General features: G+C 60.8%; 12 protein-coding genes. 5 read left to right on the top strand and 7 right to left on the bottom strand.

Annotated elements, in window-relative coordinates:
* Positions 1-15: 15 nt before the first annotated feature.
* Entirely contained in the window at positions 16-309 is a 294-nt protein-coding gene (locus PYR71_RS21470) for a helix-turn-helix domain-containing protein (protein WP_275620756.1), read from the bottom strand.
* Positions 310-409: 100 nt separating this feature from the next.
* Positions 410-1591, bottom strand: coding sequence for an ROK family transcriptional regulator (locus PYR71_RS21465; protein WP_183914924.1), 1182 nt, complete (start codon positions 1589-1591; stop codon positions 410-412).
* Positions 1592-1949: 358 nt separating this feature from the next.
* Here PYR71_RS21465 and PYR71_RS21460 point away from each other — a divergent pair, with 358 nt between their 5' ends.
* Positions 1950-3707: a glucosidase family protein gene (locus PYR71_RS21460; RefSeq protein WP_275620755.1), complete on the top strand. Its 1758-nt coding sequence runs from the start codon at positions 1950-1952 to the stop codon at positions 3705-3707.
* A 20-nt stretch (positions 3708-3727) separates the two neighbouring features.
* Here the strand turns inward: PYR71_RS21460 and PYR71_RS21455 are convergent, their stop codons facing one another.
* Complete coding sequence (locus PYR71_RS21455; protein WP_275620851.1) at positions 3728-4342, bottom strand: GNAT family N-acetyltransferase; 615 nt, start codon at positions 4340-4342, stop codon at positions 3728-3730.
* Between the two features lie 177 nt (positions 4343-4519).
* Between PYR71_RS21455 and PYR71_RS21450 the strand changes: the two genes are divergently transcribed.
* From PYR71_RS21450 to PYR71_RS21440, 3 genes are all read left to right on the top strand, one after another.
* A complete protein-coding gene (locus PYR71_RS21450) occupies positions 4520-5854 on the top strand; it encodes an extracellular solute-binding protein (protein ID WP_183914921.1) in 1335 nt (444 codons plus the stop codon).
* Positions 5855-5978: 124 nt separating this feature from the next.
* Positions 5979-6872: a carbohydrate ABC transporter permease gene (locus PYR71_RS21445; protein ID WP_275620850.1), complete on the top strand. Its 894-nt coding sequence runs from the start codon at positions 5979-5981 to the stop codon at positions 6870-6872.
* Positions 6872-7702 carry a carbohydrate ABC transporter permease gene (locus PYR71_RS21440; protein ID WP_275620754.1) on the top strand — a complete coding sequence of 277 codons (831 nt, stop codon included), beginning with the start codon at positions 6872-6874 and terminating at the stop codon, positions 7700-7702. Before PYR71_RS21445 ends, PYR71_RS21440 begins: the two co-directional genes overlap by 1 nt.
* A 16-nt stretch (positions 7703-7718) precedes the next feature.
* On the opposite strand, the gene PYR71_RS21435 is transcribed toward PYR71_RS21440, so the two are convergent.
* Genes PYR71_RS21435 through PYR71_RS21420 form a run of 4 tightly spaced genes read right to left on the bottom strand, consistent with a single transcriptional unit; the run spans position 7719 to position 12327 of the window.
* A complete protein-coding gene (locus PYR71_RS21435) occupies positions 7719-8963 on the bottom strand; it encodes an O-antigen ligase family protein (protein ID WP_275620753.1) in 1245 nt (414 codons plus the stop codon).
* Entirely contained in the window at positions 8960-10522 is a 1563-nt protein-coding gene (locus tag PYR71_RS21430; RefSeq protein ID WP_275620752.1) for an undecaprenyl-phosphate glucose phosphotransferase, read from the bottom strand. The genes PYR71_RS21435 and PYR71_RS21430 overlap by 4 nt, the downstream gene beginning before the upstream one ends.
* A gap of 56 nt (positions 10523-10578) precedes the next feature.
* Positions 10579-11748 carry a glycosyltransferase family 4 protein gene (locus PYR71_RS21425; RefSeq protein ID WP_275620751.1) on the bottom strand — a complete coding sequence of 390 codons (1170 nt, stop codon included), beginning with the start codon at positions 11746-11748 and terminating at the stop codon, positions 10579-10581.
* Between the two features lie 3 nt (positions 11749-11751).
* Positions 11752-12327 (bottom strand): polysaccharide biosynthesis/export family protein, encoded by a 576-nt coding sequence (locus tag PYR71_RS21420; protein ID WP_010060356.1) that lies wholly within the window; start codon positions 12325-12327, stop codon positions 11752-11754.
* A 191-nt stretch (positions 12328-12518) separates the two neighbouring features.
* Between PYR71_RS21420 and PYR71_RS21415 the strand changes: the two genes are divergently transcribed.
* Positions 12519-14690 (top strand): GumC family protein, encoded by a 2172-nt coding sequence (locus PYR71_RS21415; protein WP_275620750.1) that lies wholly within the window; start codon positions 12519-12521, stop codon positions 14688-14690.
* Positions 14691-14732 lie beyond the last annotated feature (42 nt).

The raw sequence follows: 14732 nt of genomic DNA, 5'->3' as shown, positions 1-14732 counted from the left end.
GACGGTTCCGTCCCGTCAATCGTCATTGGCGGCGTTTAGATTTTCCGGCCGGATGCCGTCATCGCTTGACGTGCGTGCCCGCAGCCGAATGCCCGGGCCGCCTTCATCCTGATTGCCGCTCGAAAGGAAGATGATGCCGTGCGCCTCGAGCGTGCTGCGCACGTCGAACAGCGCATGCGGCTCGCCCTCAAATTCGCCCTTTTCCAACGCAGCCACCGTTTCGACCGGCAGGCCGCTTGCGGCGGCGAGCTCTTCGATGCTCATTCCGATCATGGCGCGCGCGCCGCGTATTTGCGTTGCATTTATCATGATGGAAAATCTAGCGCATCTGCAGCGCTTCGCAAGTGGCGCGGCGGTCGATGGCGAAGCGTGCAGGGCGTACATAGCCACGCTTCTGGATAACCAAGGATCAAGCTTCCCGCAATTTTACCCCGAACAGGTCGTCATGCATGCGCTCGACTGCGATCCCCATGCCGCCCATGAGGGCGGCGCGGTTGCCGAAGCGGCTGATCTCGATGCGCGGCGGGTAAGGTGTGCAGCGCGGCAGGAAACGCCGGATGGCGTTTACGAGCTCAGGCCTCGCCCCGATGCTGCCGCCGGTAATCACCAGTTCGGGATCGAGGGTTGCGCCGATTGCCGCAATGGCAACCGCCGCCAGCCTTGCGGTCTCTTCAATTGCGGCGACGGCGCTCGCTTCTCCTGCGTTGAATGCGGCGAAGAGATCGGCCACGGTGGATGCATTGCGCCCGCCGAAGCCGATGTAACGGCGAAGCATCGCAACGCTGCCGACGGCGCTTTCAAGAGTGCCAAGCTTAAACCCGCCGGGATCAAAGGCATCGCCGCCGATCGGGAGATAGGCGATCTCGCCGGCAGCGCCCCGCGCCCCGCGCAGCAGCGCCCCGTTGGCCATGATGCCCATGCCGACGCCTGTTCCAAGCGCGACGAAAGCAAAATTGTCGATCTCGACGCCGTGTCCCCGCCAGCGCTCCCCTTGCGCGGCGAGATTGACGTCGTTTTCGACGATGACGGGTAGACCCATTCTGCTGCTGAAAACCTGCCGCAGGTCCATGGCGTCGACGCCGGGAATGTTCGGCGCGACATTGATATGTCCGGTGACTGGATCGAGAACACCGGGAGTGCCGAGAACGACGAGACGAAGCTTGTCGGCGGTCGTCCCCGCCGCCGATGCGAGCTCGACGATCAGATCACTGAATTGATTGACGAGATGCATTCCGCCGCGCCGGTCGGTAGCCACTTTGGTTTCGGTAACCACGTTTCCCAGCAGATCGCAGATAGCTGCAGCAATCTTGGTGCCGCCGAGATCGATTGAGACAGCCAGTCCTGCTCTGGCGTTGATTTCGTAGATGATCGCATTCCGGCCAGGTCGACCATCGGTCCGGCCGACGGGTTTCAGCCACCCTTCATCTTCAAGATCGCGCACGACCTCGGAAATCGTCTGTTTCGATAAGCCGGTCAGTTTGGCGATGTCGGCGCGGGAAATCGAACGGTTCGCCAGCACGGTCCGGATGACGGCGTTGGTCGAGATTTTCCGTGCGATTGGAGTCTGTGCGGCACGGGGTGTCATTGCCATTCGGCTGCTCGTTCCAATTAGTTCGGAGCGTATACCTAATTAGCAGCGGTATTGGCTCTCAACTATCACGAAAGATAAGGTCTCACGCTCAACCTGATCAGCTGACTCAAAATTTAATACATGGAAGTAGACAATTTGTCCACGTCATTGACAAATGGGAAGTCGCCTGTAGGCTGTGTCAATGCGCATTCAAATGCGCGACGAAATAAGGGTCGAGGACAAGCATGGATCATGCATATTGTCTGGGCAGCTGCATACGCGCCAAGATCGCCCGAAGAGGAACTGGTGCTCGCCGGTTCCGCTATTTTTCCATTTTGCTTTCTGCTGGCGCCTCAACCCGCCTGTTGGGCATCTTGCCATGTTAAAGCCCTTGGCTGACGGACAGCTGTCCTGCGAAAAACCAGTTCTGCTGCCTGTCATGGCGCCGCGTCTTCAGGCCGATGTTCACCCGGATGGATATGCTGATCTTGCCCTGTGGGGCGCCGGCAACTTGGGGCGGGTGAGATTTTCTGCAATCAGCGGGCCCTTTACCTACGGCCCGAACCGAATTGTCGCAGAACATGGCGGCGTCTTTGTTGCGCAGTCGCTGCCGGTGATGTTGATCAGCGGCGTGCGCCTACTGGGCATATATCCGGCCCGTCGTTGTGCCTGGTGGCACGAGCCGGATGGGCAAAGCGCACGGGCTAGGGGCTCTCGGAACCATCATCGCCAGACTTTTGAAATGGGCTGGGGGGTGCTCATCGTGGAGACCGTTGGCTCCGATCTGAGAATTGCCGTCGGCGCCTCCAGAGACGAAGCCGAAAAGGCTCTCGATATTGCCAGCGAAGCCATCATCGCGCAGGCGGCGGAATATGTCACGCGTTGCGACCTGATGCCCGCCGCCGACCCGCTGATGCGCGGCATGGTCAGCCAGGGCATCCACGCCGCCCTTTCAAGCATCAGGCGCGACGAAAACGGTGCCTTCGCCGGTCTTGCTGCCGGACATGCCTATAGCGCTCCGGCGCGGACCTATTACCGCGACGGCTATTGGACGATGCAGCCGCTTTTGACGCTCGCACCGGAGGCGGTGCGCGACGAAATCCGGCTGCTCGCCAAGGGGGTGCAGCCGGATGGAGAAGCCCCGAGCGGCGTGATCTTGACCGGGCCTGCGCAATCGGAGGCCTGGCAGCGCTTTGTCGCGGACAGCAAGGCTAATCCGAAAACCCACAAAAGGGCAGTCCCGGAATATCACAACCGTCCGCAGGACTGGTGGAGCGACCACTTCGACAGTCCGCTTTTCTTCATCCTGTTCATCGATGACTATGTGGATGCAACGAACGACCTGGCCGAGGTGCAGCTGCACTGGCCGATCGTTCGGGCGATCACCGACCGCTATCTCAGCCTGGCCGGCCCCGACAGCGTTCTGCCGTTAAAGCCGCGTAACGATCGGGACTGGGCCGACAACGTCTATCGCGAGGGCCTTGTCTCCTATGATCTCGGCCTTTTCGTCGGCGCAATGGATGCGGTGGCGAGGCTTGGCGAGGGGCACGATCCGGCTCTTGCCGAACGGGCGGGCAAGGCTGCAAATCTGGCCCGCCAGGAAATCGAGGCCAAACTCTTCGTCCCGGCAACGGGAGGATATTTCGACTATGGAACGCCTGATGTATTCGTCGAGGATCATCTGGCTCTCGACAGCCTGACTTTGTCGCGGTTCGGTGCGATTTCGCGGCCGAAGGCTGTTGGCATGCTGAGAGCGTTCGAAACCAGACTGGAAACGCGCAACAATCAGGAACAGCCCTATGGCAGCTGGGGTGTCATGTGCGCCTATCCGCCCTTCAAGCGGCCCAGTGATCTGCGATCCAAGACCGCTTTTCCCTACCGCTATCATAATGGCTCGGACTGGCCCTATTGGGATGGCGCCTATGCCGAAGAGCGCCTGCGCCACGGACTTGGGGGCGCGCGCTATGCGCTGACCCGCTGGTGGGAAACCTGCCTCGACAATGGCTGGATCGGGGCGGTCGAATATTTCTCGCCGCCCTATGGGCGCGGCTCCCTGCTTCAGGGCTGGAGCGCCATGCCGGCGGCGGTCGTTTTGAAGTATGGGCTTGACGCCGCAAATGCGGAGCCAATCTCATGAGTGGTCTGGCTTCGTCGGTTCTAGCGGGATCCCTCATCGATCCGCATTGCAAAGGCGACGGAGCCATCCCGCTCGAATTCGGAAAAGCCAATATGACGGTAGAAGCCCCTGGCGCGTTCATTGTTTGGATCGACCCCGAGATGCACGGCCGTGACCCCATGATTGCGAAGCGCCTGAAGCTCGGTGTCGATCATCCGCCGTCCCCAGCCGCTTGCCTGAAGTGCGGGAAGAATGTTGATGTGAAGATGCGCCGGGTACTGGTCCTGAAGCCAGGGTGTTCCGCTGCGCGGATTTTGGATTCGCTCCAGCACGTCATCGTCGCGCGGACGGCTGGGCGCCAGTCCGGCGATCTCTCGGCGCACGGACGGCCACCAGTTTGCCGCCAGGGTCCGGTCGAACAGGCTGGTATCCGGGACGCCGATGACATAGCCGGCCGGCCGGCCGTCCTGAACGAGAACAAAGGCAAAATCTTTGGCGAATTTGAGATAGGGTACCGACCAGATGTAGCCGGGCAGACGGGGGTCGCTGTAAAGGGCGCTGGCATCATGACCACCATTCGCGGTCCTCAGGCAGATGTCAAAAAAGGCTTCAGTATCCGCTTCAATGGCGGGACGGATGAAGCAACTGGTGTCCATCACTTTGCCACCTCCTGCGTGGCGCTTTGTCATTTGAGGTCGCGAGAGGAGCTGAAGCACTGACGATTACCTCAGATTCGCCAACCAGGCAAAGCTCTGGGGGAAGAAAACGTTCGGCCGGCGCCAGGCGCGAAGCCGGAACGGGGAGTGGAGAATAAACCAAATGAGGTGGAGCAGATGAACAGAACCGTGAAATCGATCAGCATACTGCCGGCATACCGATTGAAAGCAGCTGTCGCGTTTGCCGGCGCTGCGCTTGTGAGTTTTGGCCTTTCCGCCGCCCGCGCCGACGATCTGGCCGTGTGGGACGACCAGACCTTTGAAGGTCAGAGCGCGGTCATAGAGCAACTGAACAAGGACTTCGAAGCCGCGCATCCCGGTATCACGATCAAACGCACCGCCCGCACCTTCGATGACATGAAGCTGACGCTGAAGCTTGCGGTCTCGGCCGGCGACGGGCCTGTCGTCACCAAGGTCAACCAGGGCGCCGGCGACATGGGTGCGATGGTCAAGGAAGGCTTGCTGCTACCGGTCGACGAGTACATCAAGAAATATGGCTGGGATAAGCGGCAGTCGGATTCCGTGCTTGCCAGAGACCGCTGGGAGGGGACGAAATTCGGGGTCGGCAAGACCTACGGCATTTCAGGTCTCGCCGAGATCGTCGGCCTTTATTACAATAAGAAAATCCTCGACGATGCGGGCGTGGCGCTGCCGCAGACCTTCGAAGAGCTGTTGGCCGCTCTCGACAAGCTCAAGGAAAAAGGCGTCGCGCCCTTCATGATGGGCTCGGCAAAACAGCATCTCGCCCTGCACATGATCGGCGCCATCGATCAAGCGCATATCGACGCGGCCAACCGGGCCGAGCTTGACGACCTGATCTACGGCAAAGGCGGTTCCTGGAACACCAAGGGGAATATCGAATCGGCCAAACTCGTGCAGCAATGGGCACAGGGCGGCTACTTTTATCCCGGCTTCGAGGGCATCTCGGGTGATGACGCCGTCCAACTGTTCATATCAGGGCAGGGCGCATTCCTGATCTCCGGCACGTGGTACTTCGGCGACATGCAAAACAATCCGGATATCGGCTTCATGGCCATTCCCGCCCCGAAGGGCATTTCCAAGCCGATGAGCGTCGGTGGCGTGGATCTTGCCTGGGCGATAACCAGCCTGGCCAAAGACAAGGCAAAGCAGGACCTGGCCGGCGAGTACATCGACTATATGGTATCTGAAAAGGCCGCTGAAAGCTGGGCCGCTGCAGGCTATCTTCCTGCGACATCGCTCCCGGCGGATGCAAAACCGAAGCTCACGCCGCTTCTGACCTCCGGCATCGAGATGTGGAAGACACTCAATGCCAACGATGCGCTCGGCCACTACCCCGATTGGTCGAGCCCGACGATGCTGAAGACAATCGACGACAACACGCCGCTTCTCTTGTCCGGCAAGATCACGCCCGAAGCCTTTGTCGATGCGATGGACAAGGACTATCAGGCTTATTTGAAAGATAAGAAATAAGAAGTGCGGACGCCGGTCGCGCCCCCTGGGCTGTCCGACCGGCGTCCCGTTCATCACGTTAAAATAAGTGCGACGAGTTCACGGCTTGTTGCGCGATGACCAGAGCTTTTGCAGGGAGTACTGGATGAAACGCTCCGCACTGGATGGAACGCGACAGACCAATTTCATCTATTTATTGCCTGGATTACTGCTCTACGCAGCGTTTGTGTTTGGGCCGATTGTCGCGGCCTTGGGTTTGAGCCTGACCAGCTGGGACGGCCTGACCATGCCCAGATGGGTTGGTCTTGGCAATTACGCCGATCTGTTTTCCGACAGCCGTTTCTACATCGCCTTGCGCAATAATGCCGAGCTGATGATCTTCTACTGCGTGCTGCCGCTCGTGCTCGGTATAACGCTTGCCGCCTGTGTGTGGAATCTGAAACAGCGCGAACAGCTCGCCCTCAGGACGTTCCTGTTCCTGCCTTACATCATGCCGACTGCCGTGCTGGGCATCATCTGGGCATGGCTCTACAATCCGGCATTCGGCCCGTTCAATCAGTTTCTGCGAGCGGTGGGATTGGGCAGGTTCGCATTGCCCTGGCTCGGAGATTTCAATTTTGTGCTTCCCGCGGTCGGGATCGTTGCTACCTGGTATTTCTTCGGTTTTTGCATGGTCATCTTCCTCACCGGAATCCAGCGCATCGACCCGTCTCTTTTCGACGCCGCCAAAGTCGACGGCGCGTCGCCGCGAAAGACCTTTTTCTGGATAACGCTGCCGCTTCTCATGCCTGAGATCAGGGTGGTTTTGCTTCTGACGGTTATTGCCTCGATCAAAAGCTTCGACCTGATTTTCACGATGACCCGCGGTGGACCCGCCAACGCCACGCTCGTGCCGAATATCTACATGTATCAACTCGGCTTCGAACTCAATCGATTCGGCGCCGCAGCCGCCATCGCCATTGTCGGCGCCTTGCTGACATTCGCAATCAATTTCGCAATTCACCGGCTGGTGGGCTCCAGAAGCAAAGGATTGGCTTGATGAGCCGTTCGTCCAACATTCCCGCCGCGCTTTTCCTTCGCATTGTCCTCTGGCTCCTGGCTTTCGTAACGATCACCCCGTTCCTGCTTCTGTTGCTGACCTCGATAAAGAGCAAGGCTGACGTCCTGAAAGGCGCATTCGCCCTTCCGGCCTATCCGCATTTCGAAAACTACGTCGATGCCTGGAATGCTGGGCACTTCAACATTTACTTCTGGAATTCGATTATCGTCGTCATACCCGTCGTTGCCGCAAGCGTCTTCTTGGGCCTGCTGACCGGTTTTGCCTTCGCCTACCTGTCATTTCCGCTGCGGCGCACGCTGTTCGCGATCCTGACGCTCGGCATGATGGTGCCGGCGGAGGCCTTCATCATCCCGCTTTATTATGAAATGCGCTATCTTGGGCTGATCAATACCTATGCGGCTCTCATCATCCCGCAGATCGCCATGTCGATCCCGTTCTCGACGATCTTCCTCGCCAGTGCGATGCAGCAATTGCCGGAGGAGGTTCTCGAAGCGGCGGTCCTCGATGGCGCCGGACGCTTCTATATCCTGCGCAAGATCGTTATCCCGCTGATGATACCGGCAATGTCGACACTGGCACTATTCTTGTTCATCTGGACCTGGAACGAATTTCTCATTCCGTTCATCCTGGTCAACGACGACGCCTATCGGACGCTGCCGCTCGGGATGCTGTTCTTCCAGGGGCGTTACACCGTCAACACGCCGGTTCTGACCGCCGGCGCGGTGATCGTCATTTTCCCGCTCATTCTGACCTATATGGTATTCCAGCGGCGGTTTATCGCCGGCTTGACGGCAGGCGCGACGAAGTAGGCACGACGACGGAGCCTTACGGCGTGCGTCCAAGCCGTCGCTGACGCTTGTGGCGCACCTCGAGCGCCGCGCATCCCCAGACCGTGCCAAGCAGCAGGTAGACATGGCGCCAGTGGTCGATGTCGATCACGTTGCCGATGGTGGCGTGGCCGAGAACCGAGATCCAGGCGACCATCAAAAAGGGTTGCCACGGCCGGTCGAGCAGCAGGTTTCGGAAGCCGATCGCCAGCGTCCAGACGAGCATGCCGACATAGCTGACGAAGCCGATCCAGCCATAGGAGGTGAGTGATTTCAGCCAGATATTGTGCTCGTCCTCGGGAAACATCGTGCCGAACACCAGCGGGCCGATGCCGAGCGGGCGCTCCATCATCATGGTGAAGCCGATCCGGTGACGCTCGAAACGGCCGAGATGTTCGCCGTCATATTGCTGCACCAACTGGGCGCGGGCGGAAAACAATTCGGCGACCTTCGGGACCTGCAGCGCCACCAGCAGCGAGGCGACCAGCATGATGATCGCCGCCAGCGACAGCGCCAGGACTCTCAAGCGAAAGGCGCCGCTGCGCTCCTTCAGCAGCATGATGAAGATCAGGAGCAGGACGCCGAGCCCAAAGAGGCCCCAGGCGGCGCGGGAAAAAGAGAGAAAGATGCCGAGCGCCAGCACGAGCAGAGCGGCGGCCTTCAGCGGCGATTTCTTCAGGTCGCCCACCAGAATACCGTGGACAAGATAGAGCGACGGCGGCACCAGGAAGGGGCCGAAGACGTTCGGATCCTGAAAGGCGCCCTTGGCTCGGTCGTAGAGGGTGAAGATTTCCGCACCGGGAAAGGCGTGGAAATAGCCGAGCACGCCGAGTGCCGATGTGGCGACGGCGGCGAAGGTCCAGGCGTTGAAGATCAGCGGCAGCCGCTTGTGGCTGTCCTCGATGATCGCCGCGTAGAAGACTGCGGTCAGCGCCAGGAAAGTCGACACGGCGATATACATCGGCGCCGTCGCCAGGTCCTTCATCTGCGTCAGCGATAACATGCCGCCGATATTGAAGGTGAGCAGCAGGGCAAGCAGGGGCGCGACGCCGCGTGAAATCCTCAATCCCAGGATGAACCAGAGGCCGATCAGCCCGGCCATCCAGAGTTCGTAGGGGGCCGGCTCGTCGATGACGAAACCGGAGAGGAAGACGCCGAAGGCGACGAAGGCCGAGCCGATTAGGCGCAGCGTCATCCGCTGCGGCTGGGCGACACGCGGATATGTCGCCTCGACCGTGCTCAATAGGCGTTTTCCGTGTTGAGCAGCCGGATCGGCGTCAGGAACAGGATCTTCAGATCGAACCAGAGCGACCAGTTTTCGATGTAATAGAGGTCGTAGGCCGTGCGGAACTTGATCTTCTCGTCATTGTCGACCTCTCCGCGCCAGCCGTTGATCTGCGCCCAGCCGGTGACCCCGGGCTTGACGCGGTGGCGGGCGAAATAACCCTCGACGACATCGCCGAAGGCGCGATCGCGAGCCTGGGCGAGAACGGCGTGCGGGCGCGGGCCGACCAGCGAAAGCTCGCCTCTCAGCACGTTGAAAAGCTGCGGCAACTCGTCGATCGAACTCTTGCGGATGATGCGGCCGACACGGGTGACGCGCGGATCCCCCTTGGTCACCGCGGCCTTGCCCGTCGGGTCGGCCATGTTGGTGTACATCGAGCGGAACTTGAAGACATTGATGATCTCGTTGTTGAAGCCGTGGCGCTTCTGCATGAAGAAAACCGGGCCTTCGGAGGTTGCCTTGATGGCGATGGCCGTCACCAGCATCAGCGGCCACAGCAGGGCAAGGGCGACCAGGGTGAAGAAGATGTCGAAGCCGCGTTTGGCGACGGAATCCCAGTCGCGGATCGGCTTCTTGAAAATGTCGAGCATCGGCACTGAGCCGACATGCGAATAGGCGCGCGGCCGGAAGCGCAGCCGGTTGGCATGCGCGGCAAGGCGGATATCGACCGGCAGAATCCAGAGCTTTTTCAGAAGGTCGAAGATGCGTGCCTCTGCCGACAGCGGCAGGGCGATGATCAGCATGTCGATGCGCGTCAGTCGCACGAATTCGACGAGCTCGGGCACCGTGCCGAGCTTCGGATAACCGGCGACCATGATCGGCGAGCGTTTCTCGCCGCGGTCGTCGAAGATACCGCAGATGCGAATGTCGTTGTCGGCCTGCTGTTCGAGGACTCGGATCAGCTCCTTGGCGGGTTCGCCGCCGCCGACGATGACGGCGCGCCGCTCCATGATGCCGTTGCGCGCCCAGTTGCGAATGCCGTAGGCGACGAGGAAACGCTCGCCGGCAAGAAAAAGCGCTCCGGCGGCAAACCAGGGGAGATAGGCCTCGGGCATTGCCGATGTGGTGCCGCGGACGAGCGCGAACAGGCCGATGGTGACCATGAGGGCGATCGTCCATGCGGCGAGGATGCGCGGCATCAGCCGCAGCTTCGCCCGAAGTGCCGGGATGGTGTAGGTGTCGGCAAGCTGCAGGCAGGCCACGGTCAGGGCCGAAGCGATCGCCGCCATGCCCGCCCGTACCAGCAGGGGATCGCTGCCGTCGCCGGCTACGAAGTAGTAGACGATCAGAGCAATCGAAAAGAGGGCCAGGAATTCCAGCAGCCGTAATTGCCCGATGATGATGACAGGCGAACGGGTTCCGTCGCGGAATTGTTCGGCGATCTGCCGGGCATAGGCATTGATTTCGGTCGGCTCGGAGGCCTGCTCCCGACTTGCATTGCGTCGCGCCTCGATGTCGGAGACCCGCTTGCGCAGCGCTTCCACGTCGAACGGATCGCTTTTTTCCAGCTTGTTCATGGGGTTTTGTCGCTCGTTGTCAGCAAGCGAAATACCAGAAAGCCCCTAAGAAACATTTACGAGGCGGCGGACACTGCTTCGCCTGCGGCGGGATCGACCAGCTCAAGGTACAATTTCAGCACATCACGCGCCATGACGGCGGAGGAAAATACCGCCTTTACCGCCTCCGGCTTCGGCATCGTCCTGCCATGCCAGCCGGGCATGGTCAGCGTTTCCGCCATCACGCGGGCGAGGTCGTCGGCATTGCCGGGTTCCACCAGCGCTGCGCTGTCGGCGCCGAGCACCTCGGGAATGCCGCCGACGCGGCTGGCGATGACCGTCTTGCCGGCGCCAAGGCCCTCGAGGACGATATAGGGCATGGCTTCGGCGCGCGAGGGAACGACAAGGTTCTGCGCCATCGAAAAAGCTTCGTGGACGCGCATTGCCGGTAGCATGCCGATGCGCTTGCCGAGGCCGCGTTCGACCATCATCTCGCGGTAACGGTCCCGGTCGGGCCCGTCGCCGATCATCAGCGCCGACAGCGGCCGGCCGAGCAGCCGCTCGGTTTTGGCAAAGGCATCGACAAACAGATCGGGACCCTTGAGGTCCCGGAGCATTCCGACATAGATGAAATGGACGGCGTCCGAGCGGGTGGGGATCGGTTCGAAATCACGCTCGCTGATGCCGTTGTAAATCAGTCTCGTCTTCGTCCGTGGCTTGCCCACCTTGTGCATATAGGTGTCGCGCTCATATTCGCAGATGAAGACCAGCGCATCGGTGAAATATTCCTGCAGGCGTTCCATCCTGAGGACGAACTGTCCGCTGAGCGAGGAGCGCGAATAATGCAGGCTTCCGCCATGCGCGGTATAGAGGCGGGCTACGCGATACCTGTTCACCCGCAGGGCTGAGCCGGCAAGTCGCGCGAGCACGCCGCCCTTGGCGCCATGCCCGTGCAGCACATCCGGCCGCAAACTTTTAATTTTCTTATACGTATCCCACATCGTCGCAATGTCCGACGGGCTGACTGACCGTCGGATCGGCACGCGTGTCAGGCCGAGCGAGAGATAGGGACGAATATCGTCGAACAGGCTATCCTCGTGCTCGCCGCCGGTCGAGCTGTCGCAGAGGATGCCGATGTCATGACCGGCCTTGGCGTGCTCCTCGACCAGATCGCGGACATGGCGGAAAATTCCGCCGACCGGCGACCTGAAGCAGTGGAGGATGCGGAGCGGCTTCTGTTTTGCCATAACTCAGAAGAGCCGTTCGCGGACGTAGATCGTGTCGCCGGCGATGATCGGCCCCGATATGTTGATGCGGCCGGTCAGCACCTGTCCGTTGATCTTGCGGGTGACGTCGACCATGCTCTGGTTGGCGCGGCTGGTGAAGCCGCCGGCAACGGCAATGGCGTTCTGCACGGTCATGCCGGGAACATAGGCATACTGGCCGGGCTGGCCGACTTCGCCCATGATGAAGATCGAACGGTAGCGGTCGACGTCGATAGTGACGTCGGGATCGCGAAGATAGCCTTGCTGCAGTTTCTGAGCGATCTGCCCCGAGAGTTGCTGCAGGGTTCGGCCGCGGGCAGGGACCTGACCGATGAGCGGGAAGGCGATATAGCCGGCCTGATCCACCGTATAGGTATTTGTCAGGCTTTGCTGGTCGAAGACGGTGATGCGCAGCCGGTCGCCGCTATCAAGCGTATAGGGCTGGATGGTTGCCTCGTTGAAGGCTTTCGGCGCCGGCTTGTACGTCGTGCAGCCGCCTAATGCTGCCGTCATGGCTGCAAGGCTCAGGGCCAAAAGGATTTTGGGCGGGGCGACAGACATCCGCTGGTGCTCACAGAAAATGAACTTGGTGAGATCGTTATCGATCCGTTAGGGTTAATGCCCGGTAAAAGACGGCCGACAATTTCCGGCGTTCTTTGCTGGTCGCCGCTCTTTTCTTCGCAAGTTTACCATTAACCGTTGAGTTACCACGGTCGTTTACGCTTGCGGCACCTTTGTTGTGGAGTAAGAGCATGTCCGGCGTAGCACGTGATCAGGATGTGGACATCGACCTCAGTCAGCTGGTTCGCGCCGTCTGGGCGCGCCGGCTGAGGATTTTAACGATCACGCTCGTGGGGGCGGGCTTCGCCTTTGCCGGCGCCAAGATCATGTCGCCGCAATATCGCAGCGAAACTCGCATCCTCATCGAACCGCGCGCGCCAGCCTTCGCCAGCACCCAGCAGGTAAACGACGCAGGCGCCGGTCCGCTGATGGACGAGCTGAATATCGCCAGCCAGGTGCAGCTGTTGCAATCCGCCGATCTCTTGAAAAAGGTGATCAACGACTTGAAACTCTACAATCTGCCGGAATTCGACGATGCCGCCAACGGCTCGGCAATGAGCAGCATCCTGGTGAAGCTGCATCTGAAGAAGAACCCGATGGAGAACCCACCGGAAGAGCGGGTGATCGACGCTTTCGTCGAGCGGCTGCAGGTCTATCAGGTGCCGGGCTCCCGCGTCATCGGCATCAATTTCACCTCCAAGGACCCGAAACTCGCCGCCGCCATTCCGAACGCCATGGCGAATGTCTATCTTTCCACCCAGAGCGGCGCCAAGCTCGATTCTAACTCCGAAGCGACGCGCTGGCTGGAGCCGGAGATCGAAAGCCTGCGCCTTAAGGTCAGCGAGGCCGAGCAGAAGGTCGCCGAATACCGTACCAGCCACGGGCTTTTACAGACGAACGGCACGACCACTTTTCCAGCCCAGCAGCTGAACGACGTCTCCGCCGAGCTCACCCGCGTGCGCGGCGACAAGGCCAATGCCGAAGCAAGGGCGCAGGCGGTGCGCAATGCGCTGTCGTCAGGCGAAGCTTCCGACACGCTGCCTGACATCATGGCCTCGCAGGCGATGCAGCGGTTGAAAGCAACGGAATCGGGCCTGCAGTCGCAAATATCGGATCTGCAGACCAGCCTTCTCAATAGCCACCCGCGGCTGAAAAGCCTGCGTGCCCAGCTTGCCGACATCCGCGGACAGATGCGCCAGGAAACGCAGAAGATTCTGGCGAGCATCGAAAACGAAGCCAAGGTCGCGGACCTCCGCGCAAGCGAGCTCGAGCGGCAGAAGGACACGGTACAGGCCAACAGCGCCCGCGCCGGCGAGGACGAAGTCGGCCTCAATGCGCTTGAGCGCGAGGCGACCGCCCAGCGCCAGCTGCTCGAAACCTATTTGGTGCGCTATCGCGAGGCCGCCTCCCGCGCCGACAGCAATTCGAGCCCGGCCGACGCCCGTATCGTTTCCAAGGCCATCGAGCCGGTCGATCCCTATTTCCCCAAGGTCGTGCCGATCGTCGTCGTCGCAGCCGTCGCCATTCTGATCCTCAGCGCCATCGTCACCATGCTGGCCGAACTCTTCAGCGGCCGGGCGCTTCGCCCGATCGATGCGTCGCCTGAGACAATCGAGACGGAAACGGGCGCCGAAGAGAAGATTGCGCCGCAGGCAGCTCCGGTCGCCGCCGCCGTCAGAAAGCCCGCCCGGCCGAGCATGCTCGCCGTGGTCGCCGACGAAGAGGATGCGATCGACGAGGACGCGGAGACTGCCGCTGAGGTACCGGAGGATGATAATGAATTCTCCGTCGCCTCGGTTGCCGATTATCTCACCGGTAGCCGGGCGCCGCTGGCAATTGCGATATCTCCGACCGGTGACGATGGTTCGGCAGCGACGGTTTTGCTGACCCGCATTCTCGCCGATGCCGGCCGTCGCGTCGTCCTGATTGATATGACCGGGGCCGGCCATCCCACGGAACTGATGGCCGAAGACCAGGCCGCTCCTGGTGTCACGGACCTGCTGTGCGGCGAGGCCGCTTTCGGCGACACGATCCACAACGATCGGCTTTCCGATGCCCATCTGATCCCGCAGGGCCGGAGCGACGTACGCCGCGCCATGCGCGGTGTCGATCGGCTGTCGCTGCTGGTCGATGCGCTGGCCGCTGCCTACGACCTCGTGGTCGTCGAATGCGGCGCTGCCGATGTCGCCGGCGTCTCGCGCCTGACGCGCAGCCGGGATGTCGAGATCATCCTCTCCCTGCCGCAGCTCGAGGAGACCGTTTTCGTAACACTGATGACGGAATTCCAGGCTGCGGGCTACGAGCGCGTCGTGCTGATGTCGGAAGGCGAAGAGGCGGGGCAGAGGCTCGGCCAGGCGGCCTGAGGCATGGCACGCGGTTCTGCGGCAAGCACATCTGTCGGACAA

Source organism: Rhizobium mulingense (assembly GCF_029194105.1).
In the GTDB taxonomy this organism is placed as follows: Bacteria; Pseudomonadota; Alphaproteobacteria; order Rhizobiales; family Rhizobiaceae; genus Rhizobium; species Rhizobium mulingense.
Note: the sequence above shows the minus strand (reverse complement) of the source record. Positions and strands in the feature narration are given on the sequence as shown.

Coding starts and splice junctions, on each gene's coding strand:
- PYR71_RS21440 (WP_275620754.1), top strand. CDS start 6,872: ATGAGCCGTTCGTCCAACATTCCCGCCGCGCTTTTCCTTCGCATTGTC.
- PYR71_RS21455 (WP_275620851.1), bottom strand. CDS start 4,342: ATGGACACCAGTTGCTTCATCCGTCCCGCCATTGAAGCGGATACTGAA.
- PYR71_RS21450 (WP_183914921.1), top strand. CDS start 4,520: ATGAACAGAACCGTGAAATCGATCAGCATACTGCCGGCATACCGATTG.
- PYR71_RS21420 (WP_010060356.1), bottom strand. CDS start 12,327: ATGTCTGTCGCCCCGCCCAAAATCCTTTTGGCCCTGAGCCTTGCAGCC.
- PYR71_RS21460 (WP_275620755.1), top strand. CDS start 1,950: ATGTTAAAGCCCTTGGCTGACGGACAGCTGTCCTGCGAAAAACCAGTT.
- PYR71_RS21425 (WP_275620751.1), bottom strand. CDS start 11,748: ATGGCAAAACAGAAGCCGCTCCGCATCCTCCACTGCTTCAGGTCGCCG.
- PYR71_RS21445 (WP_275620850.1), top strand. CDS start 5,979: ATGAAACGCTCCGCACTGGATGGAACGCGACAGACCAATTTCATCTAT.
- PYR71_RS21470 (WP_275620756.1), bottom strand. CDS start 309: ATGATAAATGCAACGCAAATACGCGGCGCGCGCGCCATGATCGGAATG.
- PYR71_RS21430 (WP_275620752.1), bottom strand. CDS start 10,522: ATGAACAAGCTGGAAAAAAGCGATCCGTTCGACGTGGAAGCGCTGCGC.
- PYR71_RS21465 (WP_183914924.1), bottom strand. CDS start 1,591: ATGGCAATGACACCCCGTGCCGCACAGACTCCAATCGCACGGAAAATC.
- PYR71_RS21415 (WP_275620750.1), top strand. CDS start 12,519: ATGTCCGGCGTAGCACGTGATCAGGATGTGGACATCGACCTCAGTCAG.